Here is a 19230-nt window from a genome sequence, read left to right on the forward strand (position 1 = left end):
GGAGGTTTCCCGGGCACCACCGACACGGGAGAACTGCGTGCCTGCGATCCTCGAGAAGATCCTCCGTCTGGGCGAAGGCCGGATCCTCAAGAAGCTGACCGGACTCGCCGAGCAGGTGAACCAGCTCGAGCCGAGCTTCCTCGAGCTCAGCGACACCGAGCTGGCCGAGGAGACGGGGCGGTTCAAGGAGCGGCTCGAGCACGGGGCGACGCTCGACGAGCTCCTGCCGGAGGCGTTCGCGACGGTCCGTGAGGCTGCCCGGCGCACGCTCGGTCACCGTCACTTCGACGTCCAGCTCATGGGTGGCGCGGCCCTGCACCTCGGGAACATCGCCGAGATGAAGACCGGTGAGGGCAAGACGCTGGTCGCGACGACGGCCGCGTACCTCAACGCCCTGACCGGCAAGGGCGTGCACGTCGTGACCACCAACGACTTCCTCGCCAAGTACCAGGGCGAGCTGATGGGCCGGGTCTTCCGGTTCCTGGGGATGACGACGGGTGTCATCATCTCGGGCCAGAACCCGGCCGAGCGCCGCGAGCAGTACGCGGCGGACATCACGTACGGCACCAACAACGAGTTCGGGTTCGACTACCTGCGCGACAACATGGCCTGGTCCCCGGACGACCTCGTCCAGCGCGGCCACCACTTCGCGATCGTGGACGAGGTCGACTCGATCCTCATCGACGAGGCCCGGACCCCGCTGATCATCTCGGGTCCGTCCGCGGGCGACACCAACCGGTGGTTCGTCGAGTTCGCCAAGGTCGTCAAGCGGCTCCACCGGGAGTCCGACTACGAGGTCGACGAGAAGAAGCGCACCGTCGGCGTGCTCGAGCCCGGCATCGAGAAGGTCGAGGACTACCTCGGCATCGACAACCTCTACGAGTCGCTCAACACGCCGCTGATCGGCTTCCTCAACAACGCGATCAAGGCCAAGGAGCTGTTCAAGCGCGACAAGGACTACGTCGTGCTGAACGGCGAGGTGATGATCGTCGACGAGCACACCGGCCGCATCCTGGCCGGGCGGCGGTACAACGAGGGCATGCACCAGGCCATCGAGGCCAAGGAGGGTGTGCAGATCAAGGCGGAGAACCAGACCCTCGCCACGATCACCCTGCAGAACTACTTCCGCCTGTACGACAAGATCGCCGGCATGACCGGTACCGCCGAGACGGAGGCGGCCGAGTTCCAGGGCACCTACAAGCTCGGCGTGGTCCCGATCCCGACCAACCGTCCGATGATCCGCAAGGACCAGCCCGACCTCGTCTACAAGAACGAGGAGGGCAAGTTCAACGCGGTGGTGGCGGACATCGTCGAGCGGCACGCCAAGGGCCAGCCGGTCCTCGTGGGCACCACGAGCGTCGAGAAGTCCGAGCTGCTGTCCCGGCTGCTCAAGAAGGCCGGTGTCCCGCACGACGTCCTCAACGCCAAGGAGCACGAGCGCGAGGCGTCGATCGTCGCGCAGGCCGGCCGTAAGGGTGCCGTCACGGTCGCGACCAACATGGCCGGCCGTGGTACCGACATCATGCTCGGTGGCAACGCCGAGTTCACCGCGGTCGCGGAGATGGCGGCACGGGGCTTCGACTCGACGGAGGACCCGGAGGCGTACGAGGCTGCCTGGCCGGAGGTGCTGGAGAAGGCGACCGAGTCGGTGGCCGCCGAGCACGAGGAGGTCGTCGATCTCGGCGGGCTCTACGTGCTGGGTACCGAGCGCCACGAGTCCCGCCGTATCGACAACCAGCTGCGTGGTCGTTCGGGACGACAGGGCGACCCGGGCGAGTCCCGCTTCTACCTGTCCATGCAGGACGACCTGATGCGGTTGTTCAACTCGGGTCTCGCCGAGACGATGATGGGCCGGGCGGGCTTCCCCGACGACATGCCGCTCGAGTCGAAGATGGTCACGCGCGGCATCCAGAGCGCGCAGTCGCAGGTCGAGTCCCGCAACTTCGAGATCCGCAAGAACGTCCTCAAGTACGACGACGTCCTGTCCCGGCAGCGCACCGTCATCTACGACGAGCGCCACCGTGTCCTGGAGGGGGAGGACCTGCACGAGCAGGTGCAGCACTTCCTCACCGACGTCGTCACCGCGTACGTCGAGGGCACGGCGGACGAGGGCAACGCCGAGGGTTGGGACCTCGACGGTCTCTGGACGGCGCTGCGCTCGGTCTTCCCGGTCTCGATCACCGTCGACGACGTCGCCGAGGAGGCCGGTGGCCGCGACCGCATCACGCAGGAGATGTTGCTCGAGGAGCTGCTCTCCGACGCCCGTGTGGCGTACAACGCCCGAGAGGAGTCCCTCGGTTCGCCCGCCATGCGTCAGCTCGAGCGTCGCGTGGTGCTCTCCGTCCTCGACCGCAAGTGGCGCGAGCACCTCTACGAGATGGACTACCTCAAGGAGGGCATCGGCCTGCGCGCGATGGCCCAGCGCGACCCGCTCATCGAGTACCAGCGGGAGGGTTACCAGCTCTTCCAGGCGATGACCGAGGCCATCAAGGAGGAGTCGGTCGGCTACCTGTTCAACCTCGAGGTCGAGGTCAAGCAGGCCGGTGAGGAGTCCGGAGACTCCGCCGGCGACGGGCCGGCGATCTCGGTGACGGCTGCGGCCGCTACCGCGGGCTCGTCCGCCGCGCAGGCGATCGGGGCGGGGAGCACGACCGTCGTCGGCGCCGACGCCATCGAGGACAGCCCGCAGGAGGAGCCGGCGGCGGCTCCCGACGGCCCGGAGGTCCCGGCGGCGTTCGGCGGTGCGGAGGAGCCGGTGCTGGTCGCGAAGGGTCTCGAGACCCCGAAGCCGCCGCAGAACCTCCAGTACTCGGCTCCGGGGGAGGACGGTTCCCCGTCCTCCGGCGGTGACACCCGGTCGGCTCGCCGCGCGCTGCACGGCGAGGCCTCCGCGGCCAACGCCGACGGCCGGACGTTCCCCGGGACGCCGCGCAACGCCCACTGCCCGTGCGGGTCGGGCAAGAAGTACAAGATGTGCCACGGCGTCAACGAGTGAGGTTCGCCCGGGGGTGAGGGCCCGCGGGGAGCCTGACACGGTCGGGCTGGTATCGGCTGAGTCTGCGGTTCCGCTGCGGGCGAGTGCCTCGTGCCTCGGCCCTCACCCTGCGCTGCACCTCCGCCTCAGCCGGGCTGGTATCGGCTGAGTCTGCGGTTCCGCTGCGGGCGAGTGCCTCGAGCCATCAGCCGAGCTCGAGGACGGCGACGCGCCAGACGCCTCGGCGCGCCTCGAGCCGGACGGCGGCCGCCCGGACCCGCCCGGCGTCCTCGAGGACCACGGTCGCCTCGGCCGTGCCGTCACCGAGTCGCACGGTGCGGATGCGCCGCACCGTGACCGGCACGCCGGTGCGCCCGGTGCCGCGACCGGGCTGGACGAGGCGCGCACGGTGCACGAGCTGGTCCAGGACCTGGGGGGTCACCCAGCGCGCGAGGTGCGTCGCCGGGCGTTCGCCGCGCAGCACCTCGACGGCGGCACGCACGACCGAACCGCACATCGCGGTCGGGTCAGGCAGCCGGGGTGACGGTGACTGGTCCGCGACCAACGGGCGGCCGGGCGTCGGCACGGGCTCCGCAGGGACGGTGCCGATGCGTACCCGCCGAGCCGGTGCGGGGCGTCTGGTGGTGGCGCGGGGTGGCTCTGCCGGTCTGCGGGTGCGTGGTGGCGTGGAGGTGCGCAGACGGCGGGAGGCGGTGCTCGTCGGGAGGGCGTTCTCGGACGTGGTCGCGGTCATCGTGACTCCGGGAGAGGTGCGGGTCGTGCTCGGGCCGGGCGTCGGTCGTCGTCAGTGGGCCTGAGTAGGCCTGAGTGGGCCTCAGCGGGGTTCGGGGGGTCGGTCAGGGTGCACGCAGAACCTGCCCCGGCAGGATGACGTCCGGGTCGTCCCCGATGACGTCGCGGTTCGCGTCGTGCCAGGAGGTCACCGCACGCAGCACGTCGGCGTCCGAGGCGTCCGGGGGGAGGTCGCGGGCCGCGATCGCCCACAGCGTGTCCCCTCGCACCACGACGACCTCGTCCTGCTCGTCGACCTGGTTCGAGGCCCGTTGGGCGTCGGTCACGTCGTCGTCCGTGCTCTCGGTCGGGGGCCGGGGGTCCGGCGCCACGGGTCGTTCGTCGTCGGTGGCCTGCACCGGGGGAGACGGCTGCTGCGAGGTGGTCTCCCACCCGAGGGAGACGACGGCGGCGGGCCCGTCACCGGGTGCGGGTCGGTCGTCGGCGAGGGCTGCTGCCGGTGTCAGCGCCATGCCGGCCCCGAGGCTCGCGCCGACGGCCCCACGGGCGAGCCGACGGACGACGCCTGGTGCCCAGCGGCCCACCACGTTGTCGGTGGTTCGGCCGGCCCGACCTCTGCGGACGGCGGCGACACCGACCAGAGCGGCGGTGGCCCCGAGCAGGACCCAGGTCGCGGCGGCGAGACCGGCGGCCAGCACGACCAGCTCGACCCAGTCGTCGACGCGCAGCGCCCCGGCGGCCTCGGGGCCGGTCGGCACGACGTCGCGTGCCCGCCTCCCCAGCAGAGCCACCGCGCCGGCCGACGCGGCGAGCACCGCGAGCAGGCCGGCGGTGCTCCTGGTCGACCCAGGAGCCCTGCGGCGAGCTCCCTGGGTCGTCGTCGCGCTGCCGTCCATCGGGCATCCTCCATCGGATCTGCCATGATCATGCTGGTTGATAGCGTTTGATGCTGCTGGATGGCAGATATTGAATCGCAGTGTGGCGATCCTGTCCAGGGGGAGGGCATCCTGGACCCGCTCCGGCCGGTCCGGGCAGGGAGGGAGTGGCAGGTGACGACCCCGGGCGCCGCGCGCTGGACGTTGCTCTTCGCGGACCTCGAGGCGCAGCTCGCGGCCGAGGAGGCGGCCGAGCGTGACGGCGCGGTCGCCGAGCTCACGCGCGCCGAGCAGGCCTCCGTCCCCCTCGTGGACCGGCTGCGCGCTGCACAGGGGCGTCCGGTGCGCATCGACCTGTGCGACGGCGAGGTCCTCGCCGGACGTCTCGCCCGCGTGGCGACCTCGTGGTTCCAGCTCGACGCGCGCAGGGCGCAGGGCGGACGGGTGCAGCACCTGGTGCCGCTGGCCGCCGTCGTCGGCGTCACCGGGCTGGGGCCGTACGCGACGCCGTCGAGCCGGCGCACCGACGGTCTCGGGCTCGGCACCGCGCTGCGGGCACTCCAGCGGGACCGCGCCCGTGTGCAGGTGCGCACCACCGCCCGCACGCTCCTCGGGCGGGTCGCCCGGGTCGGTGCCGACCACCTCGACGTGGTGGAGCTCGACACTCCGGCGGGGGAGGTGCGTGTCGTCCCGTTCGCCGCCCTGGTGCGCGTCAGCGAGGCGTGAGCGGCGCGGCAGGACTCAGCGGCGGGAGGACGCCGGCAGGCTCACAGGTCCCCGGAGTCGATCCGCGCGCGGGTGCGGTCGTACTGCCGGGCGATGTACTCCTCGAGCTTGGCCGACTCGACCCTCCAGACCTTCTTCGGTCCCACCTGGATCGCCGGCAGGTCGCCGGACCGCACGAGCGAGTAGGCCTGTGCGGCGGAGATGCTGAGGATCTCCTGCACCTCGGCGAGGGAGAGGAATCGGCTGGCCATGTCGTGATCTTCCCACACGGGTAGCGGTTCGTGCCGGTTGTCCACAGGGGGTGGCGGATGCTTCCCTTCGGTGCGGGCGTCCCGGATGATGGATCGCGCCGCCGTCGGCGGTCCGCCGGTCGCTAGCCTGCCTCGCGCCCGACGGACCGACCACCCGCACCGGACACCGCCACGCGTCCGGACGACTCCGAAGGACCACCGTGAGCAGAGAAGCCCTCCCGGCCCCTGTAGCCCCGCGTCTGCGCCGCCCGACCTGGCGTGATCCCCGGTTCGTCATCGGTGTGGTGCTGGTGGCCCTCGCCGTCGCCCTGGGCTCCTGGGTCGTCGCCGACGCCGACCGTACCGTCCCGGTCTACGCCGCCGCCGGCACCCTGACCCCCGGCGAACCCGTGGACGAGTCGCGGCTGCGGGCCGTCGACGTCAACCTCGGTGCCGAGGCGGACCGCTACCTGCGCGTCGACGCCGGGCCGCCCGACGGGAAGGTCGCCCTGCGGGTGGTCGGTGACGGGGAGCTGGTCGCCGTCACCGCGCTCGGGGACGCCACGGCGGTCGACGTGCGGTCGGTCGCCGTCCCGGTCGGAGCAGGGCTCTCGGAACGTATCCGCGAGGGCGCCGTCGTCGACCTGTGGTTCGTCCCGGCCACGGCGCACGGCGGGGCCGAGCAGCCCGAGCCGGCCCCGCTGGTGGCCGACGTCGTGGTCGAGCAGGTGGACGTCTCCGACGGCGGGCTGGTGCTGGCCGACCGAGGCACCCTCCACGTCCTCGTCGGCTCCGAGGACCTGGCCCCCGTCCTGGCCGCGCTGGGCGCCGACGGGCACGTCGCCGTCGTGCCGGTGACCGGCGCATGACGTCCGCCGAGGTCACCGTGCTCTGCGCGGTGAGCGGGCCTGCCGAGACGGACGTGGTGCTGGCGCTCGGTGCCCCCGGGTCCGGGGCCCAGGTCACGCGACGCTGCGGGGACCTGACCGAGCTCCTGGCGGCGGCCGCCGCGGGAGCGGGGCAGGTCGCCCTGGTCTCCGCCGACCTGCCCGGCCTCGACCGTGAGGCGGTCGGTCGCCTGCACGGTGCCGGCACGCGGGTCGTCGCGCTCGCGGACGACGGACCCGCGGACAGGCTCCAGGCGCTGGGCTTCGAGGCGGTCCTCGACGGGCCTGCCGACCCGCGCCTCCTGGACGCCGTGCGCGACACCGCGCGCGTCGACGACCCGCTCGCCACCTCGGAGATCGACCTGTCGGGCCTCGCCACCGGTGACGCCGGCCCGGGACGCGCCGGGACGGTCGTGGCCGTCTGGGGGCCCGTCGGCGCGCCGGGACGGACCACGACGGCCGTCGAGCTGGCGGCCGAGCTGGCAGGTCTCGGCGGACGACGACCAGGTCGTCGGCAGGCCCGGAAGCAGGCGCCGGCTGGACCGACGCAGTCGGCCCTCGTCGTCGACGCCGACACCTACGGGTCGTGCATCGCCTCTCGCCTGGGTCTGCTCGACGACGCCCCCGGGCTCGCGGCCGTCGCCCGGGCCGCCGCTCACGGCACCCTCGACCTGGCGACCCTCGCTCAGCACGCTCCCGTCGTCGAGGGGAGGCTGCGCGTCCTGACGGGGATGACCCGTGCCGCGCGGTGGCCCGAGCTGCCGGCCAGCGCGCTGGAGGTGGTGCTCGAGCGTGCGCGGTCGCTGACGGACTGGACGGTGGTGGACTGCGGTCCGCTGATCGAGGCCGACGAGCTGCTCATGTACGACACGCACGCCCCGCAGCGCAACGCAGCGACGCTCGCGGCGCTGCAGGCTGCGGACGTCGTCGTGGTCGTCGGCGCCGCCGACCCGGTGGGCATCCAGCGCCTCGTGCGTGCTCTGGAGGACCTGGCCGAGGCCCCGGTGCCCGTCCCGGCCGCACGCGTCGTCGTGGCCAACAGGGTGCGGTCCTCCGCCGTCGGCCCGGACCCCGAGCGTGCGGTCGCCGACGCCCTCGCCCGCTATGCCGGCGTCGGCGAGGTGCACGCGGTCCCGGACGACGGGCCCGCGCTCGACGCGGCGCTCCTGGCCGGACGCACCCTGGCCGAGCGTGCGCCGTCGTCGCCCGCCCGGCTGGCGTTCGCCGACCTCGCCGCGCTCGTCCGGCAGAGGGTCGGCGTACCCGTGCCGGCCTGAGGCACACTGGGCTCATGCGCCTCTACGTCCCCGCGACCTTCGACGACCTCGATGCTCTGTCCGTGACGTCCAGGGGTGCCCGGTGGGACGTCCCGGCCCGTGGGGCGCACGCCGTCACCACCGCCCTCGTGGAGACCCTGCCCGAGGAGGACGTGGAGACGCACGAGTACGCGGCCTTCCTCGCTGCGGCGGACGCCTCCCTGGTGCTCGTGGTGGGCCGCGGCGACGCCGTCCCGCTGCGGGTCGTGATCACCGTCGACGTCCCCGACGACGCCGTCACCGCGACCGGGAGCAGGACGGTCCCGTCGGGCGTCGACGTGGTGGCCGTCCCGGGCACGACGGTCGAGGCGATCCACGTCGACGAGCCCGCTGCGGCGAGCGACGTCCGGGCGGCGCTGGCGGCGGTGGACTCGGCCGACGACGCCGCGCTGGAGGTCCTCACCGAACGCGTCGGTGAGCGGGACCTGCTCTGGTACGACGCCACCGAGGTCCACGAGATCCCGCGCTCCGCCTGATCTCTGCCGCCGGGGGGCCTCAGCCGAGGTAGACGAGGGCCTTGTCGTGCAGCAGCCCGTTGGTCGCCAGCGCGTTGCCGCCCCACGGGCCGCTCGCGCCGTCGAGCGACGTGAAACGCCCTCCGGCCTCGACCACGATGGGGACGAGCGCGGCCATGTCGTAGAGCTCGAGCTCCGGCTCGGCGGCGATGTCCGCCGCTCCCTCCGCCACGAGCATGTACGACCAGAAGTCGCCGTAGCCGCGCGTGCGCCAGCACTCCCTGGTCAGGTCCAGGAACCCGTTGAGCTTGTCACGCTCCTCCCACCCGTCCAGGGAGGAGTAGGCGAAGGACGCGTCGCCCAGCGAGGAGACACCGGAGACGTGCATCCGCGTCGCCGCCGCGATGGACTTGCCCGTCCAGGCGCCCGAGCCCTTGGCCGCCCACCAGCGCCGCCCCAGGGCGGGGGCGGAGACGAGCCCCACGACCACCTCGTCGCCGTCGGCGAGAGCGATGAGCGTCGCCCACACCGGGACGCCGCGCACGAAGTTCTTGGTCCCGTCGATCGGGTCGATGATCCAGCGGCGTGCACCGCTGCCCGACTCGCCGAGCTCCTCGCCGACGATCGCGTCCCGCGTCCGGGCGCGGGCGAGCTGGGCGCGGATGAAGTCCTCGGCCCCGCGGTCGGCGTCCGACACGGGGGTCTGGTCGGGCTTGGTCTCCACGTGCAGGTCCACCGCCCGGAACCGGGCCATCGTCATCGAGTCCACCTGGTCGGCGATGACGTGGGCGAGGCGCAGGTCGTCCTCGTACGTGCGTCCGTGCCCGTGCTGGCTGGTGGTTCGCTGGAAGGTGGCCACGAGTCACACGGTAGCGGTCCGTGAGCCCAGCAGGCGGCGGAACGACGACAGGCGAGACTCGCGTGTCGTCCGGACCTGTCCTTCGGGCGCCTGCGCGACCCATTCGTCGAGGGCACAGTCGGGGGCGTCGGCCAGGTGGGTGCAGCCCCGTGGGCACCGGGCGGCGACCTCGTCGAGGTCGTCGAACGCTGCCAGGAGGTGGCCCACCTCGACGTGCGCCAGGCCGAAGGAGCGCACCCCCGGGGTGTCGATGACCCAGCCGTCGTGCGCACCGGGTGGCCCGCCGGGGTCCGGCAGCCGGAGCGCCACGGCGGAGGTGGACGTGTGGCGACCCCGCCCGGTCACGTCGTTGACCACGCCGGTGGCGCGGGCGGCGTCGGGGACGAGGGCGTTGATGAGGGTCGACTTCCCGACGCCGGAGTGTCCCACGAGCACGGAGGTGCGACCGAGCAGGTGCTCGCGCACCGCCTCGACGGTGTCGGTGGAGTCCTGGCGTGCCACCACCACCTCGACCCCGAGCGGGGTGTACAGGTCGCGCAGCTCGTCCGGGGAGGCGAGGTCCGCCTTCGTCAGGCAGAGCAGGACGTCCATCCGGGCGTCGTAGGCCGCCACCACGCAGCGGTCGATCATCCCCGTGCGGGGCTCCGGCTGGGCGAGCGCCGTGACCACGACGAGCTGGTCGGCGTTGGCCACGACGATGCGTTCGTACGGGTCGGTGTCGTCGGCGGTGCGACGCAGCACCGAGGTGCGCTCGGTGATCCGGACGATCCGGGCCAGCGTGCCCTCGGAGCCGGTCGTGTCCCCGACGACGTCCACCCGGTCCCCGATGACGGCGCGGGTGCGGCTCAGCTCGCGGGCCTTCATGGCCGAGATCTCCCGCTCGTCCGGGCCGCCGTCGTCGATCACCAGGGTGTAGCGGCCCCGGTCGACGCCGACGACGAGGCCCGTCACGGCGTCGGCGTGCTCGGGCCGCTGCTTGGTGCGGGGGCGTGACCCGTGCTTCGAGGGGCGTGCGAACCGTGCGTGCTCGTCACGGACCCGGCGCGCCATCAGGCCTCCTGTGCCGTCCGGCCCAGCATGCGCAGCCACATCGCGTCGAACCCGGGAAGGGTCTTGGCGGTGGTGGCGACGTCCTCGACCTGCAGGCCGGGCACGCGCAGCCCGAGCAGCGCTGCGGACGTCGCCATCCGGTGGTCGGCATAGGTGCGGAACACCTCGCCGTGCAGCGGGCGGGGAGTGATCACCAGGCCGTCGCGGGTCTCCTCGCAGCGCCCGCCGAGGCGGGTGATCTCCGTGGCGAGCGCGGCCAGGCGGTCGGTCTCGTGCCCCCGCAGGTGGGCGATGCCGCGCAGTCGGCTGGGGGAGTCGGCGAGTGCCGCCAGGGCGGCGAAGGTCGGGGCGAGCTCCCCGCCGGCGCGCAGGTCGAGGTCGACCCCGTGGATCTCGCCGGTTCCCGTCACGGTGAGGACGCCGTCGGTCACGGAGGCGCTGCCGCCCATCTGCTCGAGCAGGCCGGGCACCATCGCGCCGGGCTGCGTGGTGCTGGACGGCCACCCGGGCACGCGCACGGTCCCGCCGGCGACCAGGGCCGCGGCCAGGAACGGCGCGGCGTTCGACAGGTCGGGCTCGACGCGCACGTCGCGCGCGGCGACGGGGCCCGGGGTGACCTGCCAGATGCCGTCGCGGGAGTCGTCGACGTGCACGCCGACCTCGCGCAGCGTGGCGACGGTCATCTCGATGTGCGGCAGGCTCGGCAGGGTGGTGCCGATGTGCCGCAGCGTCAGCGGCCGCTCGAAGCGAGGCGCGGCGAGCAGCAGCGCCGAGACGAACTGTGACGACCCGGAGGCGTCCAGGTCGACGGCGCCGCCGGCGACCCGCCCGCGCCCGTGCACCGTGAACGGCAGGTGCGTCGGCAGGTCCGGCCCGTCGCCGGAGACCTGCACCCCGAGGGCGTGCAGGCCGGCGAGCACCGGGAGCATCGGGCGGACACGGGCCTCGGGATCGCCGTCGAACCGGACCTCGCCGTCGGCCAGCGCGGCCACGGGGGGCAGGAACCGCATGACCGTCCCGGCCAGGCCGCAGTCGACGTCGGTGTCGCCGGTGAGCCGACCCGGCGTGACGTGCAGCGTGCTGGGTGCTTCGCCCTCCGTGACGGTCGTGCCCAGGGCGCGCAGGGCGCCGATCATGAGATCGGCGTCGCGTGAGCGCAGCGCGCCCCTCAGGGTGCCCGGGCCCCCGGCGAGCGCGGCGAGGACGAGCAGCCGGTTGGTGAGCGACTTGCTGCCCGGGACCTCGACCGTCGCGTCCAGGAGGCCGTCGGCCACGGGGGCGTCCCAGAGCGGCGCGGTGGTCTGGTCGGGCGTTGTCGTCATGGGTCCGAGCCTAGTTGACGTCGGTCGCACGCCCTGGCCCGGTCCGGCGGTCAGGACAGCTTGGCCTTCACCTTGGCAGTGGTCACCTTGGCGTCCTTGGCCGCGGACTCCACGGCGTGCTGGGCCGACCTCGACGCCGACGCGCGGCGCTGCCCGATCCGGTAGCCCACGCCGGGCCTGCCCTCCAGGTCGATGCCGGCGATCACGGCCGCGCCGACGGCGCCGAGGTTGCGGACGAACCGGCCGGTCTTCTCGCGGCGCTCGTCCCCGCGGGACGAGAACGGCTGGTTGACCACGGCCAACGGCGCGCTGAGCGCTGCGAGCGTCAGCGCCGCGGTCCGGGGGGCGCGGCCGACGGCGAGCAGGACGGCCGCGCCGACGGTGGCGGCACCGTGGGCTCGCACCAGGAGCGAGACCTGCGTGTCGTCGAGCGGGTCGACCCCGAGTGCCTGCGTGACGCGGTCGGCACCCTCCCGGGCGGCGTCGGTGTGCTCGGCCGGGTGCAGCGCGGCCGAGAGCCCGTCATGGACGAACGGGACGGCCAGCAGGGGGCGGGCGAGGCGTCGCAACAGCATGGGCCCACTGTGGCAGAGCATGCGCCATCTTGCCTACCGGCGGCTGCTCGGGGGGGCCGCCTCGGACCTGTTCAGGACAGTCCGGCTCCTTCCCACCACTCGCGGTGGGAGCGGGGAGGGCGCCGTGTGCCGAGGCCGTCGCGTCGGACGGCACGGCGCAGGGCGAGCACTCCGGCGAGGACGGCCATGGCGGTGAGGAGCAGCAGGAGAGTGGTCATGGCAGTAATGCTGCGGCAGTCGATATCGAGACACGAGAGGGCTGGATGCCGAAGTCCGTCGACTTCCTGCCATCAGGTGCCCGGTGCCCGTGCGAACGACCCCGCGCCGGTGTCACGATGGCCGCGTCGGTGAAGCAGCCCGCCGCTCGCGCAGCAGCACTCGAGAGGAAGAGCATGAGCGACGACACGAGAGCCTTTCCCGCCCAGCAGCAGGAGCCACCGGGATGGACCGGCCAGATGACGCCGCGACCGGACCACGGCGAGGAGAGCTATCGCGGCTCGGGGCGCATGGTCGGCCTGCGCGCCCTGGTCACGGGCGGCGACTCGGGGATCGGGCGCGCGACCGCGATCGCGTTCGCCCGGGAGGGCGCCGACGTCGCGATCGGCTACCTGCCCGAGGAGCAGCAGGACGCCGAGGAGACGGCGCGCTGGGTGCGTGAGGCCGGCCGTCAGGCCGAGCTGCTGCCCGGGGACCTCACCGACGAGGCCGCGGCGCGGGCCCTCCCGGGCGACGCCGCGAAGGCGCTCGGTGGTCTCGACGTCCTGGTGAACAACGCCGGGTTCCAGATGGCGCGCCGCGAGTCGATCGAGGACGTGACCACCGAGGAGTTCGACCGCGTGCTCAAGACGAACCTGTATGCCCTGCTCTGGGTGACGCAGGCCGCGCTGGAGCACCTGTCGGACGGGTCGAGCATCATCAACAACTCGTCGATCCAGGCCTTCCAGCCGTCGACGTCCCTGCTGGACTACGCCTCGACGAAGGCGGCGATCAACAACCTGACCGTCAACCTCGCCGCAGAGCTGGGCCCGCGCGGCATCCGTGTCAACGCGGTCGCGCCCGGGCCGATCTGGACACCGTTGCAGCCCGCCACGCAGCCCGAGGAGAAGCTTGCCTCCTTCGGGCAGGACACTCCGCTGGGACGCGCGGGCCAGCCGGCGGAGGTGGCGCCGGCCTTCGTCTTCCTCGCCTCGCCCGCGGACGCGAGCTACGTCTCCGGCACCGTCCTGGGCGTCACCGGGGGCAAGCCGGTCTTCTGAGACGCCCGGCGACTTCTTGGTGTGCGTCGACTTCCGGCCACAACCGTGCCAGGCTGGCGGCATGATCCGACAGGTCGCTGCCGTCGTCGTCCCCGGTGTCGCGCCGTTCGAGCTCGGCATCGCCTACGAGGTGTTCGGCATCGACCGGAGCGCCACGGGCGGACCGAGCTTCGCCTTCACGCTCTGCACCCCCGAGCCCGGCCTCGTGCCGACCAAGGGCGGCTTCCCGATCGTGGTCGAGGCCGGGCTCGACGCGACCGAGCAGGCCGACGTCGTCGTCGTGGTCGCCTACGACGTCCTCACCGACGCCGTCCGGCCCGACGTGCCCGCGGCCTACCTCGACGCCGTCCGCCGCGCCCACGCGCGCGGCGCCTGGATCCTCTCGCTGTGCTCCGGAGCGTTCGTGCTGGCCGCGGCAGGCCTCCTCGACGGGCGCCGGTGCACCACCCACTGGATGTTCGCCGACCGGCTGGCCGCCGCCGCGCCCCTGGCCTCCGTCGACCCGGACGTGCTCTACGTCGAGGACGACCGACTCATCACCAGCGCGGGCACCGCCGCAGGGATCGACGCCGCTCTGCACCTGGTGCGTACGGAGCTCGGCGGGGAGGCGGCGCGCGCCATCGCCCGCCGGATGGTCGTCCCGCCGCAGCGTGACGGCGGACAGGCCCAGTACGTCGTCGACCCGCTGCCGTGCGAGGCCGACTCGCTGTCCGACCTGCTGGCCTGGATGCGGGAGAACCTCGCCGAGCCGCACACCGTCGCCACGCTCGCTCGCCGCGCCATGCTCTCGGAACGGACCTTCGCCCGCCGGTTCCGCGACGAGACCGGGACCACCCCCGGCGCATGGCTCGCGCGCCAGCGCGTGGCGCGCGCCCAGGAGCTCCTCGAGTCGACGGACGCCTCGGTCGACGAGGTCGCCCGGCTCGTGGGCTTCGGTGGGGCCGCCGCCATGCGGCACCACTTCGCGCGCCGCCTCGGGACCAGCCCGCTGGCCTACCGACGTCGGTTCGCGGCGGCCCTGGGGGCCTGACCGGGCGCGGCGAGCCGGTGACCGTCAGGGAATGCGAACCGCGACCCGCTGGTTGCACACGGATGTGACCGCCTGCCTGACCCGCGCCGCGCCCGCGGCCGACGTACCGCTGTTCAGCGTCCCCGCGACCGCCTTCGACCCGGCCGGGAACGTGGCGGACGCAACCCGCATGCACGGCCCTGCTGAACTACTCTCGACGGTGATGACCGACGAGACCGAGCGCACGCCGGGTGCGCACACGACCGCGGACGAGATCGGCGAGGACACCGAGCGAGCCCCGGAGGAGACGACGGCGGACCGCGCCGCGCGCTTCGAGCGTGACGCGCTGCAGTACCTCGACCAGCTCTACTCGGCGGCGCTGCGCATGACGCGCAACCCGGCCGACGCCGAGGATCTCGTCCAGGAGACGTTCGCGAAGGCCTTCGCCGCCTTCCACCAGTACAAGCCGGGGACCAACCTCAAGGCCTGGCTGTACCGCATCCTCACGAACACCTTCATCAACAACTACCGCAAGAAGCAGCGTCAGCCGCAGCAGGCGCAGACCGACGACATCGAGGACTGGCAGATCGCCCGGGCCGCGACGCACACCTCGCAGGGGCTCCGCTCCGCCGAGGCCGAGGCGCTGGACCGGTTGCCCGACTCCGACGTCAAGCGGGCGCTCGCCGAGCTGCCCGAGGACCGCCGCATGGTGGTGTACTACGCCGACGTCGAGGGGTTCCCGTACAAGGAGATCGCAGAGATCATGGGGACACCGATCGGGACGGTGATGTCCCGCCTGCACCGTGGCCGGCGCCAGCTGCGCGACCTGCTCGCGGACTACGCGGTCGATCGCGGCCTGACGGCAGCACCCGGAGGACAGTCATGACCAGCAACATCACCCCGGTGCCCCACGAGCCCGCCGAGGGCGAGAGCGACTGCGAGCACGTGCTCACGCACCTGTACGAGTACCTCGACTCCGAGATGACCGAGGCGGACGAGCACCGCATGCGTGCGCACGTCGCGCACTGCTCGCCGTGCCTGGCCGAGCTCAGCCTCGAGGAGCTCGTCAAGAAGCTCGTCAAGCGGTCCTGCGCCGAGCAGGCGCCCGAGACGTTGCGTCTGCGCATCCGTGAGCAGATCACGGTCATGACCGTCGTCGACTGACCGGTCCGGCGGCTGCACGAGATCGACCCTGCCGGTTCGAGATCGACCCGTGGTGGGTCGATCTCGAACCGGCAGGGTCGATCTCGTGGCGGGGTCCTCAGGCGTTGGGACGCTTGCCGTGGTTGGCGGCCTTGCTCTTCCGGCCGCGTCGCTTGCTTCCGCGCTTGCTCATGGCTGTCTCCTCAGGAGAAGGTTGACGTGGGGTCGTCCCATGATCCCACACGGCCGCCGCACCACGGCAGCCCGGCACCCCCTGGCACCACGGAGGCAGCATGAGCACCGAGTCCTGGGCGGTCGCCGCCCCGCAGTCACTCGAGGTGGAGCAGGTCTCGGCCGTGTCGGTCCGTCTCCAGGACGGCCGTGCCGACGTCGTCGTCGACGCCACGGCGGGCCGGACCACCCTCGAGGTGATCGAGGTCGGCGCCAAGCCGCTCCAGGTCGTGCGCGAGGGGGACCGGCTGAGGGTCGGGTACGAGCGGTCCAAGGTCGAGGCGTTCGTCGCCCGCGTCAGGGCGCTGGGCGACTCCGAGCGTGCCGTCGTGCGGCTCACCGTCCCGCCCGGCGTGAGCGTGGACGTGGGCACCACGGAGGCCGACGTCGACGTCACCGGGACGGCGGGGACGGTCGTCAAGACGGTCACCGGCACCATCAGGACGACCGGCACCACCGGCTCGCTGTACGTGCGCTCGGTCTCCGGTGACGTCGCGGCCTGCGGGCACTCCGGCGACGTCTCCGCCCAGGTCGTCTCCGGGGCGCTCGCCCTGGACGGCGCGCTCGGTCGGGTCTCGGCCAGCACCGTCTCCGGGGCTGTCGCCGTCACCGCCGCCGGCACGTGCCCGATGGTGACCGCGAAGACGGTCTCGGGTGACGTGGCGCTGCGCCTCGACGCGGGCACGCCCGTCAGCCTCAAGGTGCGCGGGGCCGCCGGGCAGGTCGTGGTGGACGGCGAGGTCCAGCCCTCGGCCCTGCGGACGCTGGCGGTGGACCGGACGGAGACGGGCGCCGGGAGCGTCGCCTACCTGACGGCGAACGTGACGTCGGCCCGCGTGATCGTCTCGCGCGGGTGACGCCGCTCAGGAACCGTCGGAGTCGCCGGGCAGGCCCAACCACGAGTGCCACCCCGTGTGCAGCACCAGCCAGGCCATGAGGCCGTAGCCGGCCTGGCCCGGGTACGTCGCCCCCGTGGTGGCGAGGTCGGCGAGCCACTGCTCGTGCTGGGCCAGCGGCGTGTACGTGTCCACGTAGGGCACACGGCGCCGGTTCGCGACGTCCGAGAACGCTGCCGAGAGCTCGGCGATGCGGTCCCCGTCCTCCGGACGCCCCGGTGGCGGGCCGACGACGAACGTCGCCAGCCGGCGCGAGTCGGCCACGTCGAGGATGTTCGCCAGGTTCAGCCGGGACCGCGCCACGGACAGCCCGGCAGCGAGGTCGTGCCGGCCCAGGGCGACGACGAGCCGGTTGTCGTGCGTCGACTCGGGGCCGAACCGGGGCTCCGTCTCGGCCTCCCAGCGAGCGCCGAGCGCCGACGTCGTCTCGCCGGGCACGGCCAGGACGAAGGACATCGCGGGCCGGTCGAACCGGGTCCTGGCCAGCACGCGGCCGGTCCACCCCAGGGCACGGGCGTCACCGACGCCGACGCCGAGCTCGTCGCCCACCACACAGATGCGCACCTCGCGCTCCGTCACGAACCTTCACCACCCTGCCGTTGCCGTTGCGCCGCCATTGTCCCGTGCTCGGACGCGGCATCGCATGATCCCACGCCGAGCCGGAGGGCTCAGCGCAGCGTGGCGCCCCAGCGCACCGTGTGCGCCTGTCCCGGTGCGAGAAGCACGAGCCGGTCGCCGGTGTTGAAGGCGTCGGCGTAGCAGCTCATCGGCTCGGCGGCGAGGCCGAACCGCCGGTGGCCGGCGATGTGGTCCGCGGAGCACACCTGCCAGCAGTCCATCGAGTCGTCCATCCAGACGGCCGGCGTCCGTCCGTCGGGGCAGCCGAGCAGGCACCAGGACAGGCCGTCGGCGTCGCGCGTCGCACCGACCCACGCGTCGTCCAGGTCGAGGCCCGCCAGCGATCGCGTCTCGCGCAGGTCGTGGTCGCCGGTGACGGGTTCGACGCCGGTGGGCAGCAGGCGGTCGTCGACCGTCACGTGCTCGGTCGCGTCGAGCCGGACGGTGCACTCGTCCAGGTCCGCGCCGCCGGAGGACAGCCACGGGTGGAATCCCACCCCGTAGGGGGCCGTGCCCTGGCCGACGTTGCGGGTCGTCACGCGGACCTCGAGACCGTGCGTGGCGTCGACCGAGTAGCGGACCTGGCTGGTGAGCTGGAACGGCCACCCCTTCTGGGCGGGCAGCGCGAGCTCCAGGGTCACGGCGTCGGCGGCGACGTCGACGGCGGTCCAGCGGTACCAGCAGCCGAGGCCGTGCAGCGCCGTCCCGCGGTCGGGCTCGCTGACGGCGAGCTGGTAGGTGGCGCCGTCGGCGTGGTAGCGGCCGTCCCGCAGCCGGTTGGGCCAGGGCAGCAGGACCGCGGCGTTGAAGACGGGTGCGGGTTCGTCCTCGGCGAAGGGGACGAAGACGTCGCGGTCGTCCACGGTGTACTCGCGCACCATCGCCCCGACCTCGGTGATCGTGGCGACGTGCGTCCCTGCGGTGATGCGGTACTGGGTGCCCGACGGCGCCACCGGCGCCGCGGGGTTCGAGGTCGTGTTCACGGTCACACCGTAGTCGCCGCGCCGTCGGGCGGCGGCACGCGTACCGTGTGGTGGTCACGTCAGAGGGAGAAACTCATGGATCAGCGGGTGCTCGGCCGGACCGGAAAGATGGTCTCGGTGATCGGCCTGGGAACCTGGCAGCTCGGGGCCGACTGGGGCGAGGTGGGCGACGACGAGTCGCGCGCCGTGCTCGAGGCGTCGCTCGAGGCCGGCGTCAACTTCTACGACACCGCGGACGTCTACGGCGACGGTCGTAGCGAGCAGGCCCTCGGTCGCTTCCTCGCCGCCCACCCGGGCGAACGGATCACGGTGGCGACCAAGATGGGTCGCCGCGTGGACCAGGTGCCGGAGAACTACGTCCTGGCGAACTTCCGCGAGTGGGTCGACCGTTCGCGGCGCAACCTCGGTGTGGACCGGCTCGACCTGGTCCAGCTGCACTGCCCGCCGACCGCCGTGTACTCCAGCGACGAGGTGTACGACGCGCTCGACACCCTGGTCGCGGACCAGGTGATCGCTGCCTACGGCGTCTCCGTGGAGACGGTCGAGGAGGCGCTGACCGCCGTCGGCCGCCCCGGGGTGGCGACGGTGCAGATCATCCTCAACGCCTTCCGCCACAAGCCGCTGGAGGAGGTCCTGCCGGCGGCCTCGGAGGCAGGTGTCGGGATCATCGCCCGTGTGCCGCTCGCCTCCGGGCTGCTCTCGGGCCGCTACACGAAGGACACGACGTTCGCGGCGGATGACCACCGGACGTTCAACAGGTCCGGTGAGGCGTTCGACGTCGGCGAGACGTTCTCCGGGGTGCCCTTCGAGACGGGGGTCGAGGCCGCGACACGGTTCTCCGCGCTGGTGGACTCCGCGCTGCAGCAGGACCTCACCCCGGCCCAGGCCGCGCTGGCGTGGGTGTGGCAGCGTGCAGGCGTCTCCACGGTGATCCCCGGGGCTCGCAACCCGGAGCAGGCGCGTCTCAACGCCGCGGCGGGTGACGCCAACGTGCTGGGCCCGCTGTTCGTCGCGGGCGTGCGCGAGCTCTACGACGAGCTGGTCCGCGACCACGTCCACGATCGCTGGTGAG

Annotated in this window: 23 protein-coding genes; 12 read left to right on the forward strand and 11 right to left on the reverse strand. The window is 73.1% G+C overall.

Annotated elements, in window-relative coordinates; translation table 11 throughout:
• The first annotated feature begins 37 nt into the window (after positions 1-37).
• A complete protein-coding gene (secA, locus tag HDG69_RS11025; RefSeq protein WP_171783810.1) occupies positions 38-2995 on the forward strand; it encodes a preprotein translocase subunit SecA in 2958 nt (985 codons plus the stop codon).
• 184 nt (positions 2996-3179) lie between these two features.
• Here secA and HDG69_RS11030 read toward each other — a convergent pair whose 3' ends face one another.
• Complete coding sequence (locus HDG69_RS11030; protein WP_171783811.1) at positions 3180-3476, reverse strand: Rv3235 family protein; 297 nt, start codon at positions 3474-3476, stop codon at positions 3180-3182.
• Between the two features lie 106 nt (positions 3477-3582).
• Between HDG69_RS11030 and HDG69_RS11035 the strand changes: the two genes are divergently transcribed.
• Positions 3583-3792 carry a hypothetical protein gene (locus HDG69_RS11035; protein ID WP_171783812.1) on the forward strand — a complete coding sequence of 70 codons (210 nt, stop codon included), beginning with the start codon at positions 3583-3585 and terminating at the stop codon, positions 3790-3792.
• Positions 3793-3831: 39 nt separating this feature from the next.
• On the opposite strand, the gene HDG69_RS11040 is transcribed toward HDG69_RS11035, so the two are convergent.
• Positions 3832-4623 (reverse strand): LysM peptidoglycan-binding domain-containing protein, encoded by a 792-nt coding sequence (locus HDG69_RS11040; protein WP_171783813.1) that lies wholly within the window; start codon positions 4621-4623, stop codon positions 3832-3834.
• Positions 4624-4776: 153 nt separating this feature from the next.
• On the opposite strand from HDG69_RS11040, the gene HDG69_RS11045 reads away from it, so the two are divergent.
• Positions 4777-5328: a hypothetical protein gene (locus HDG69_RS11045; protein ID WP_171783814.1), complete on the forward strand. Its 552-nt coding sequence runs from the start codon at positions 4777-4779 to the stop codon at positions 5326-5328.
• 41 nt (positions 5329-5369) lie between these two features.
• Here HDG69_RS11045 and HDG69_RS11050 read toward each other — a convergent pair whose 3' ends face one another.
• Positions 5370-5579 carry a helix-turn-helix domain-containing protein gene (locus HDG69_RS11050; protein WP_171783815.1) on the reverse strand — a complete coding sequence of 70 codons (210 nt, stop codon included), beginning with the start codon at positions 5577-5579 and terminating at the stop codon, positions 5370-5372.
• Positions 5580-5779: 200 nt separating this feature from the next.
• Between HDG69_RS11050 and HDG69_RS11055 the strand changes: the two genes are divergently transcribed.
• Genes HDG69_RS11055 through HDG69_RS11065 form a run of 3 tightly spaced genes read left to right on the forward strand, consistent with a single transcriptional unit; the run spans position 5780 to position 8237 of the window.
• On the forward strand, positions 5780-6427 hold the full coding sequence (locus HDG69_RS11055) for a hypothetical protein (RefSeq protein WP_171783817.1): 648 nt from the start codon (positions 5780-5782) through the stop codon (positions 6425-6427).
• Positions 6424-7722, forward strand: coding sequence for a CpaE/TadZ family protein (locus HDG69_RS11060; protein ID WP_171783818.1), 1299 nt, complete (start codon positions 6424-6426; stop codon positions 7720-7722). The genes HDG69_RS11055 and HDG69_RS11060 overlap by 4 nt, the downstream gene beginning before the upstream one ends.
• A gap of 14 nt (positions 7723-7736) precedes the next feature.
• Positions 7737-8237, forward strand: coding sequence for a DUF6912 family protein (locus tag HDG69_RS11065; protein WP_171783819.1), 501 nt, complete (start codon positions 7737-7739; stop codon positions 8235-8237).
• Positions 8238-8256: 19 nt separating this feature from the next.
• On the opposite strand, the gene hisN is transcribed toward HDG69_RS11065, so the two are convergent.
• The 5 genes from hisN to HDG69_RS11090 form a co-directional block, all read right to left on the reverse strand.
• Positions 8257-8976 carry a histidinol-phosphatase gene (gene hisN / locus HDG69_RS11070; protein WP_171784045.1) on the reverse strand — a complete coding sequence of 240 codons (720 nt, stop codon included), beginning with the start codon at positions 8974-8976 and terminating at the stop codon, positions 8257-8259.
• Between the two features lie 102 nt (positions 8977-9078).
• On the reverse strand, positions 9079-10125 hold the full coding sequence (gene rsgA, locus HDG69_RS11075; protein WP_171783820.1) for a ribosome small subunit-dependent GTPase A: 1047 nt from the start codon (positions 10123-10125) through the stop codon (positions 9079-9081).
• Positions 10125-11447, reverse strand: a complete 1323-nt coding sequence (aroA, locus tag HDG69_RS11080) for a 3-phosphoshikimate 1-carboxyvinyltransferase (protein WP_171783821.1) — start codon at positions 11445-11447, stop codon at positions 10125-10127. The genes rsgA and aroA overlap by 1 nt, the downstream gene beginning before the upstream one ends.
• 50 nt (positions 11448-11497) lie before the next feature.
• A complete protein-coding gene (locus HDG69_RS11085) occupies positions 11498-12022 on the reverse strand; it encodes a DoxX family membrane protein (protein ID WP_171783822.1) in 525 nt (174 codons plus the stop codon).
• 71 nt (positions 12023-12093) lie between these two features.
• Positions 12094-12240, reverse strand: coding sequence for a hypothetical protein (locus HDG69_RS11090; protein ID WP_171783824.1), 147 nt, complete (start codon positions 12238-12240; stop codon positions 12094-12096).
• 174 nt (positions 12241-12414) lie between these two features.
• Between HDG69_RS11090 and HDG69_RS11095 the strand changes: the two genes are divergently transcribed.
• The 4 genes from HDG69_RS11095 (at position 12415) to rsrA (ending at position 15451) form a co-directional block, all read left to right on the forward strand.
• On the forward strand, positions 12415-13278 hold the full coding sequence (locus HDG69_RS11095) for an SDR family oxidoreductase (protein ID WP_171783826.1): 864 nt from the start codon (positions 12415-12417) through the stop codon (positions 13276-13278).
• A 61-nt stretch (positions 13279-13339) separates the two neighbouring features.
• Entirely contained in the window at positions 13340-14308 is a 969-nt protein-coding gene (locus HDG69_RS11100) for a helix-turn-helix domain-containing protein (RefSeq protein WP_171783828.1), read from the forward strand.
• A gap of 31 nt (positions 14309-14339) precedes the next feature.
• Complete coding sequence (locus HDG69_RS11105) at positions 14340-15173, forward strand: sigma-70 family RNA polymerase sigma factor (RefSeq protein ID WP_216645455.1); 834 nt, start codon at positions 14340-14342, stop codon at positions 15171-15173.
• Positions 15170-15451 carry a mycothiol system anti-sigma-R factor gene (gene rsrA / locus HDG69_RS11110; RefSeq protein ID WP_171783830.1) on the forward strand — a complete coding sequence of 94 codons (282 nt, stop codon included), beginning with the start codon at positions 15170-15172 and terminating at the stop codon, positions 15449-15451. Before HDG69_RS11105 ends, rsrA begins: the two co-directional genes overlap by 4 nt.
• A gap of 97 nt (positions 15452-15548) precedes the next feature.
• On the opposite strand, the gene HDG69_RS19680 is transcribed toward rsrA, so the two are convergent.
• Positions 15549-15623 (reverse strand): 50S ribosomal protein bL37, encoded by a 75-nt coding sequence (locus HDG69_RS19680; protein WP_402375911.1) that lies wholly within the window; start codon positions 15621-15623, stop codon positions 15549-15551.
• Between the two features lie 100 nt (positions 15624-15723).
• Between HDG69_RS19680 and HDG69_RS11115 the strand changes: the two genes are divergently transcribed.
• Entirely contained in the window at positions 15724-16518 is a 795-nt protein-coding gene (locus tag HDG69_RS11115; protein WP_171783832.1) for a DUF4097 family beta strand repeat-containing protein, read from the forward strand.
• 6 nt (positions 16519-16524) lie between these two features.
• Here HDG69_RS11115 and HDG69_RS11120 read toward each other — a convergent pair whose 3' ends face one another.
• A complete protein-coding gene (locus HDG69_RS11120) occupies positions 16525-17136 on the reverse strand; it encodes a GDSL-type esterase/lipase family protein (protein WP_343036391.1) in 612 nt (203 codons plus the stop codon).
• Between the two features lie 89 nt (positions 17137-17225).
• The gene (locus tag HDG69_RS11125) at positions 17226-18158 is read right to left on the reverse strand and encodes an aldose 1-epimerase family protein (protein ID WP_171783834.1); all 933 of its coding nucleotides are present in this window, start codon (positions 18156-18158) and stop codon (positions 17226-17228) included.
• Between the two features lie 75 nt (positions 18159-18233).
• On the opposite strand from HDG69_RS11125, the gene HDG69_RS11130 reads away from it, so the two are divergent.
• Complete coding sequence (locus HDG69_RS11130; RefSeq protein ID WP_171783836.1) at positions 18234-19229, forward strand: aldo/keto reductase; 996 nt, start codon at positions 18234-18236, stop codon at positions 19227-19229.
• Position 19230: the final 1 nt, after the last annotated feature.

The sequence above is a fragment of the Isoptericola halotolerans genome (genome assembly GCF_013149785.1).
Classification (GTDB): domain Bacteria; phylum Actinomycetota; class Actinomycetes; order Actinomycetales; family Cellulomonadaceae; genus Isoptericola; species Isoptericola halotolerans.

What these genes read in the sequence shown, in the direction of transcription:
- HDG69_RS11035 (WP_171783812.1), top strand. Translation starts at nt 3,583, where the DNA reads ATGCGTACCCGCCGAGCCGGTGCGGGGCGTCTGGTGGTGGCGCGGGGT.
- HDG69_RS11040 (WP_171783813.1), bottom strand. Translation starts at nt 4,623, where the DNA reads ATGGACGGCAGCGCGACGACGACCCAGGGAGCTCGCCGCAGGGCTCCT.
- HDG69_RS11050 (WP_171783815.1), bottom strand. Translation starts at nt 5,579, where the DNA reads ATGGCCAGCCGATTCCTCTCCCTCGCCGAGGTGCAGGAGATCCTCAGC.
- HDG69_RS11060 (WP_171783818.1), top strand. Translation starts at nt 6,424, where the DNA reads ATGACGTCCGCCGAGGTCACCGTGCTCTGCGCGGTGAGCGGGCCTGCC.
- HDG69_RS11065 (WP_171783819.1), top strand. Translation starts at nt 7,737, where the DNA reads ATGCGCCTCTACGTCCCCGCGACCTTCGACGACCTCGATGCTCTGTCC.
- hisN (WP_171784045.1), bottom strand. Translation starts at nt 8,976, where the DNA reads ATGACGATGGCCCGGTTCCGGGCGGTGGACCTGCACGTGGAGACCAAG.
- rsgA (WP_171783820.1), bottom strand. Translation starts at nt 10,125, where the DNA reads ATGGCGCGCCGGGTCCGTGACGAGCACGCACGGTTCGCACGCCCCTCG.
- aroA (WP_171783821.1), bottom strand. Translation starts at nt 11,447, where the DNA reads ATGACGACAACGCCCGACCAGACCACCGCGCCGCTCTGGGACGCCCCC.
- HDG69_RS11085 (WP_171783822.1), bottom strand. Translation starts at nt 12,022, where the DNA reads ATGCTGTTGCGACGCCTCGCCCGCCCCCTGCTGGCCGTCCCGTTCGTC.
- HDG69_RS11090 (WP_171783824.1), bottom strand. Translation starts at nt 12,240, where the DNA reads ATGACCACTCTCCTGCTGCTCCTCACCGCCATGGCCGTCCTCGCCGGA.
- HDG69_RS11095 (WP_171783826.1), top strand. Translation starts at nt 12,415, where the DNA reads ATGAGCGACGACACGAGAGCCTTTCCCGCCCAGCAGCAGGAGCCACCG.
- HDG69_RS11100 (WP_171783828.1), top strand. Translation starts at nt 13,340, where the DNA reads ATGATCCGACAGGTCGCTGCCGTCGTCGTCCCCGGTGTCGCGCCGTTC.
- HDG69_RS11105 (WP_216645455.1), top strand. Translation starts at nt 14,340, where the DNA reads ATGCGAACCGCGACCCGCTGGTTGCACACGGATGTGACCGCCTGCCTG.
- rsrA (WP_171783830.1), top strand. Translation starts at nt 15,170, where the DNA reads ATGACCAGCAACATCACCCCGGTGCCCCACGAGCCCGCCGAGGGCGAG.
- HDG69_RS11115 (WP_171783832.1), top strand. Translation starts at nt 15,724, where the DNA reads ATGAGCACCGAGTCCTGGGCGGTCGCCGCCCCGCAGTCACTCGAGGTG.
- HDG69_RS11130 (WP_171783836.1), top strand. Translation starts at nt 18,234, where the DNA reads ATGGATCAGCGGGTGCTCGGCCGGACCGGAAAGATGGTCTCGGTGATC.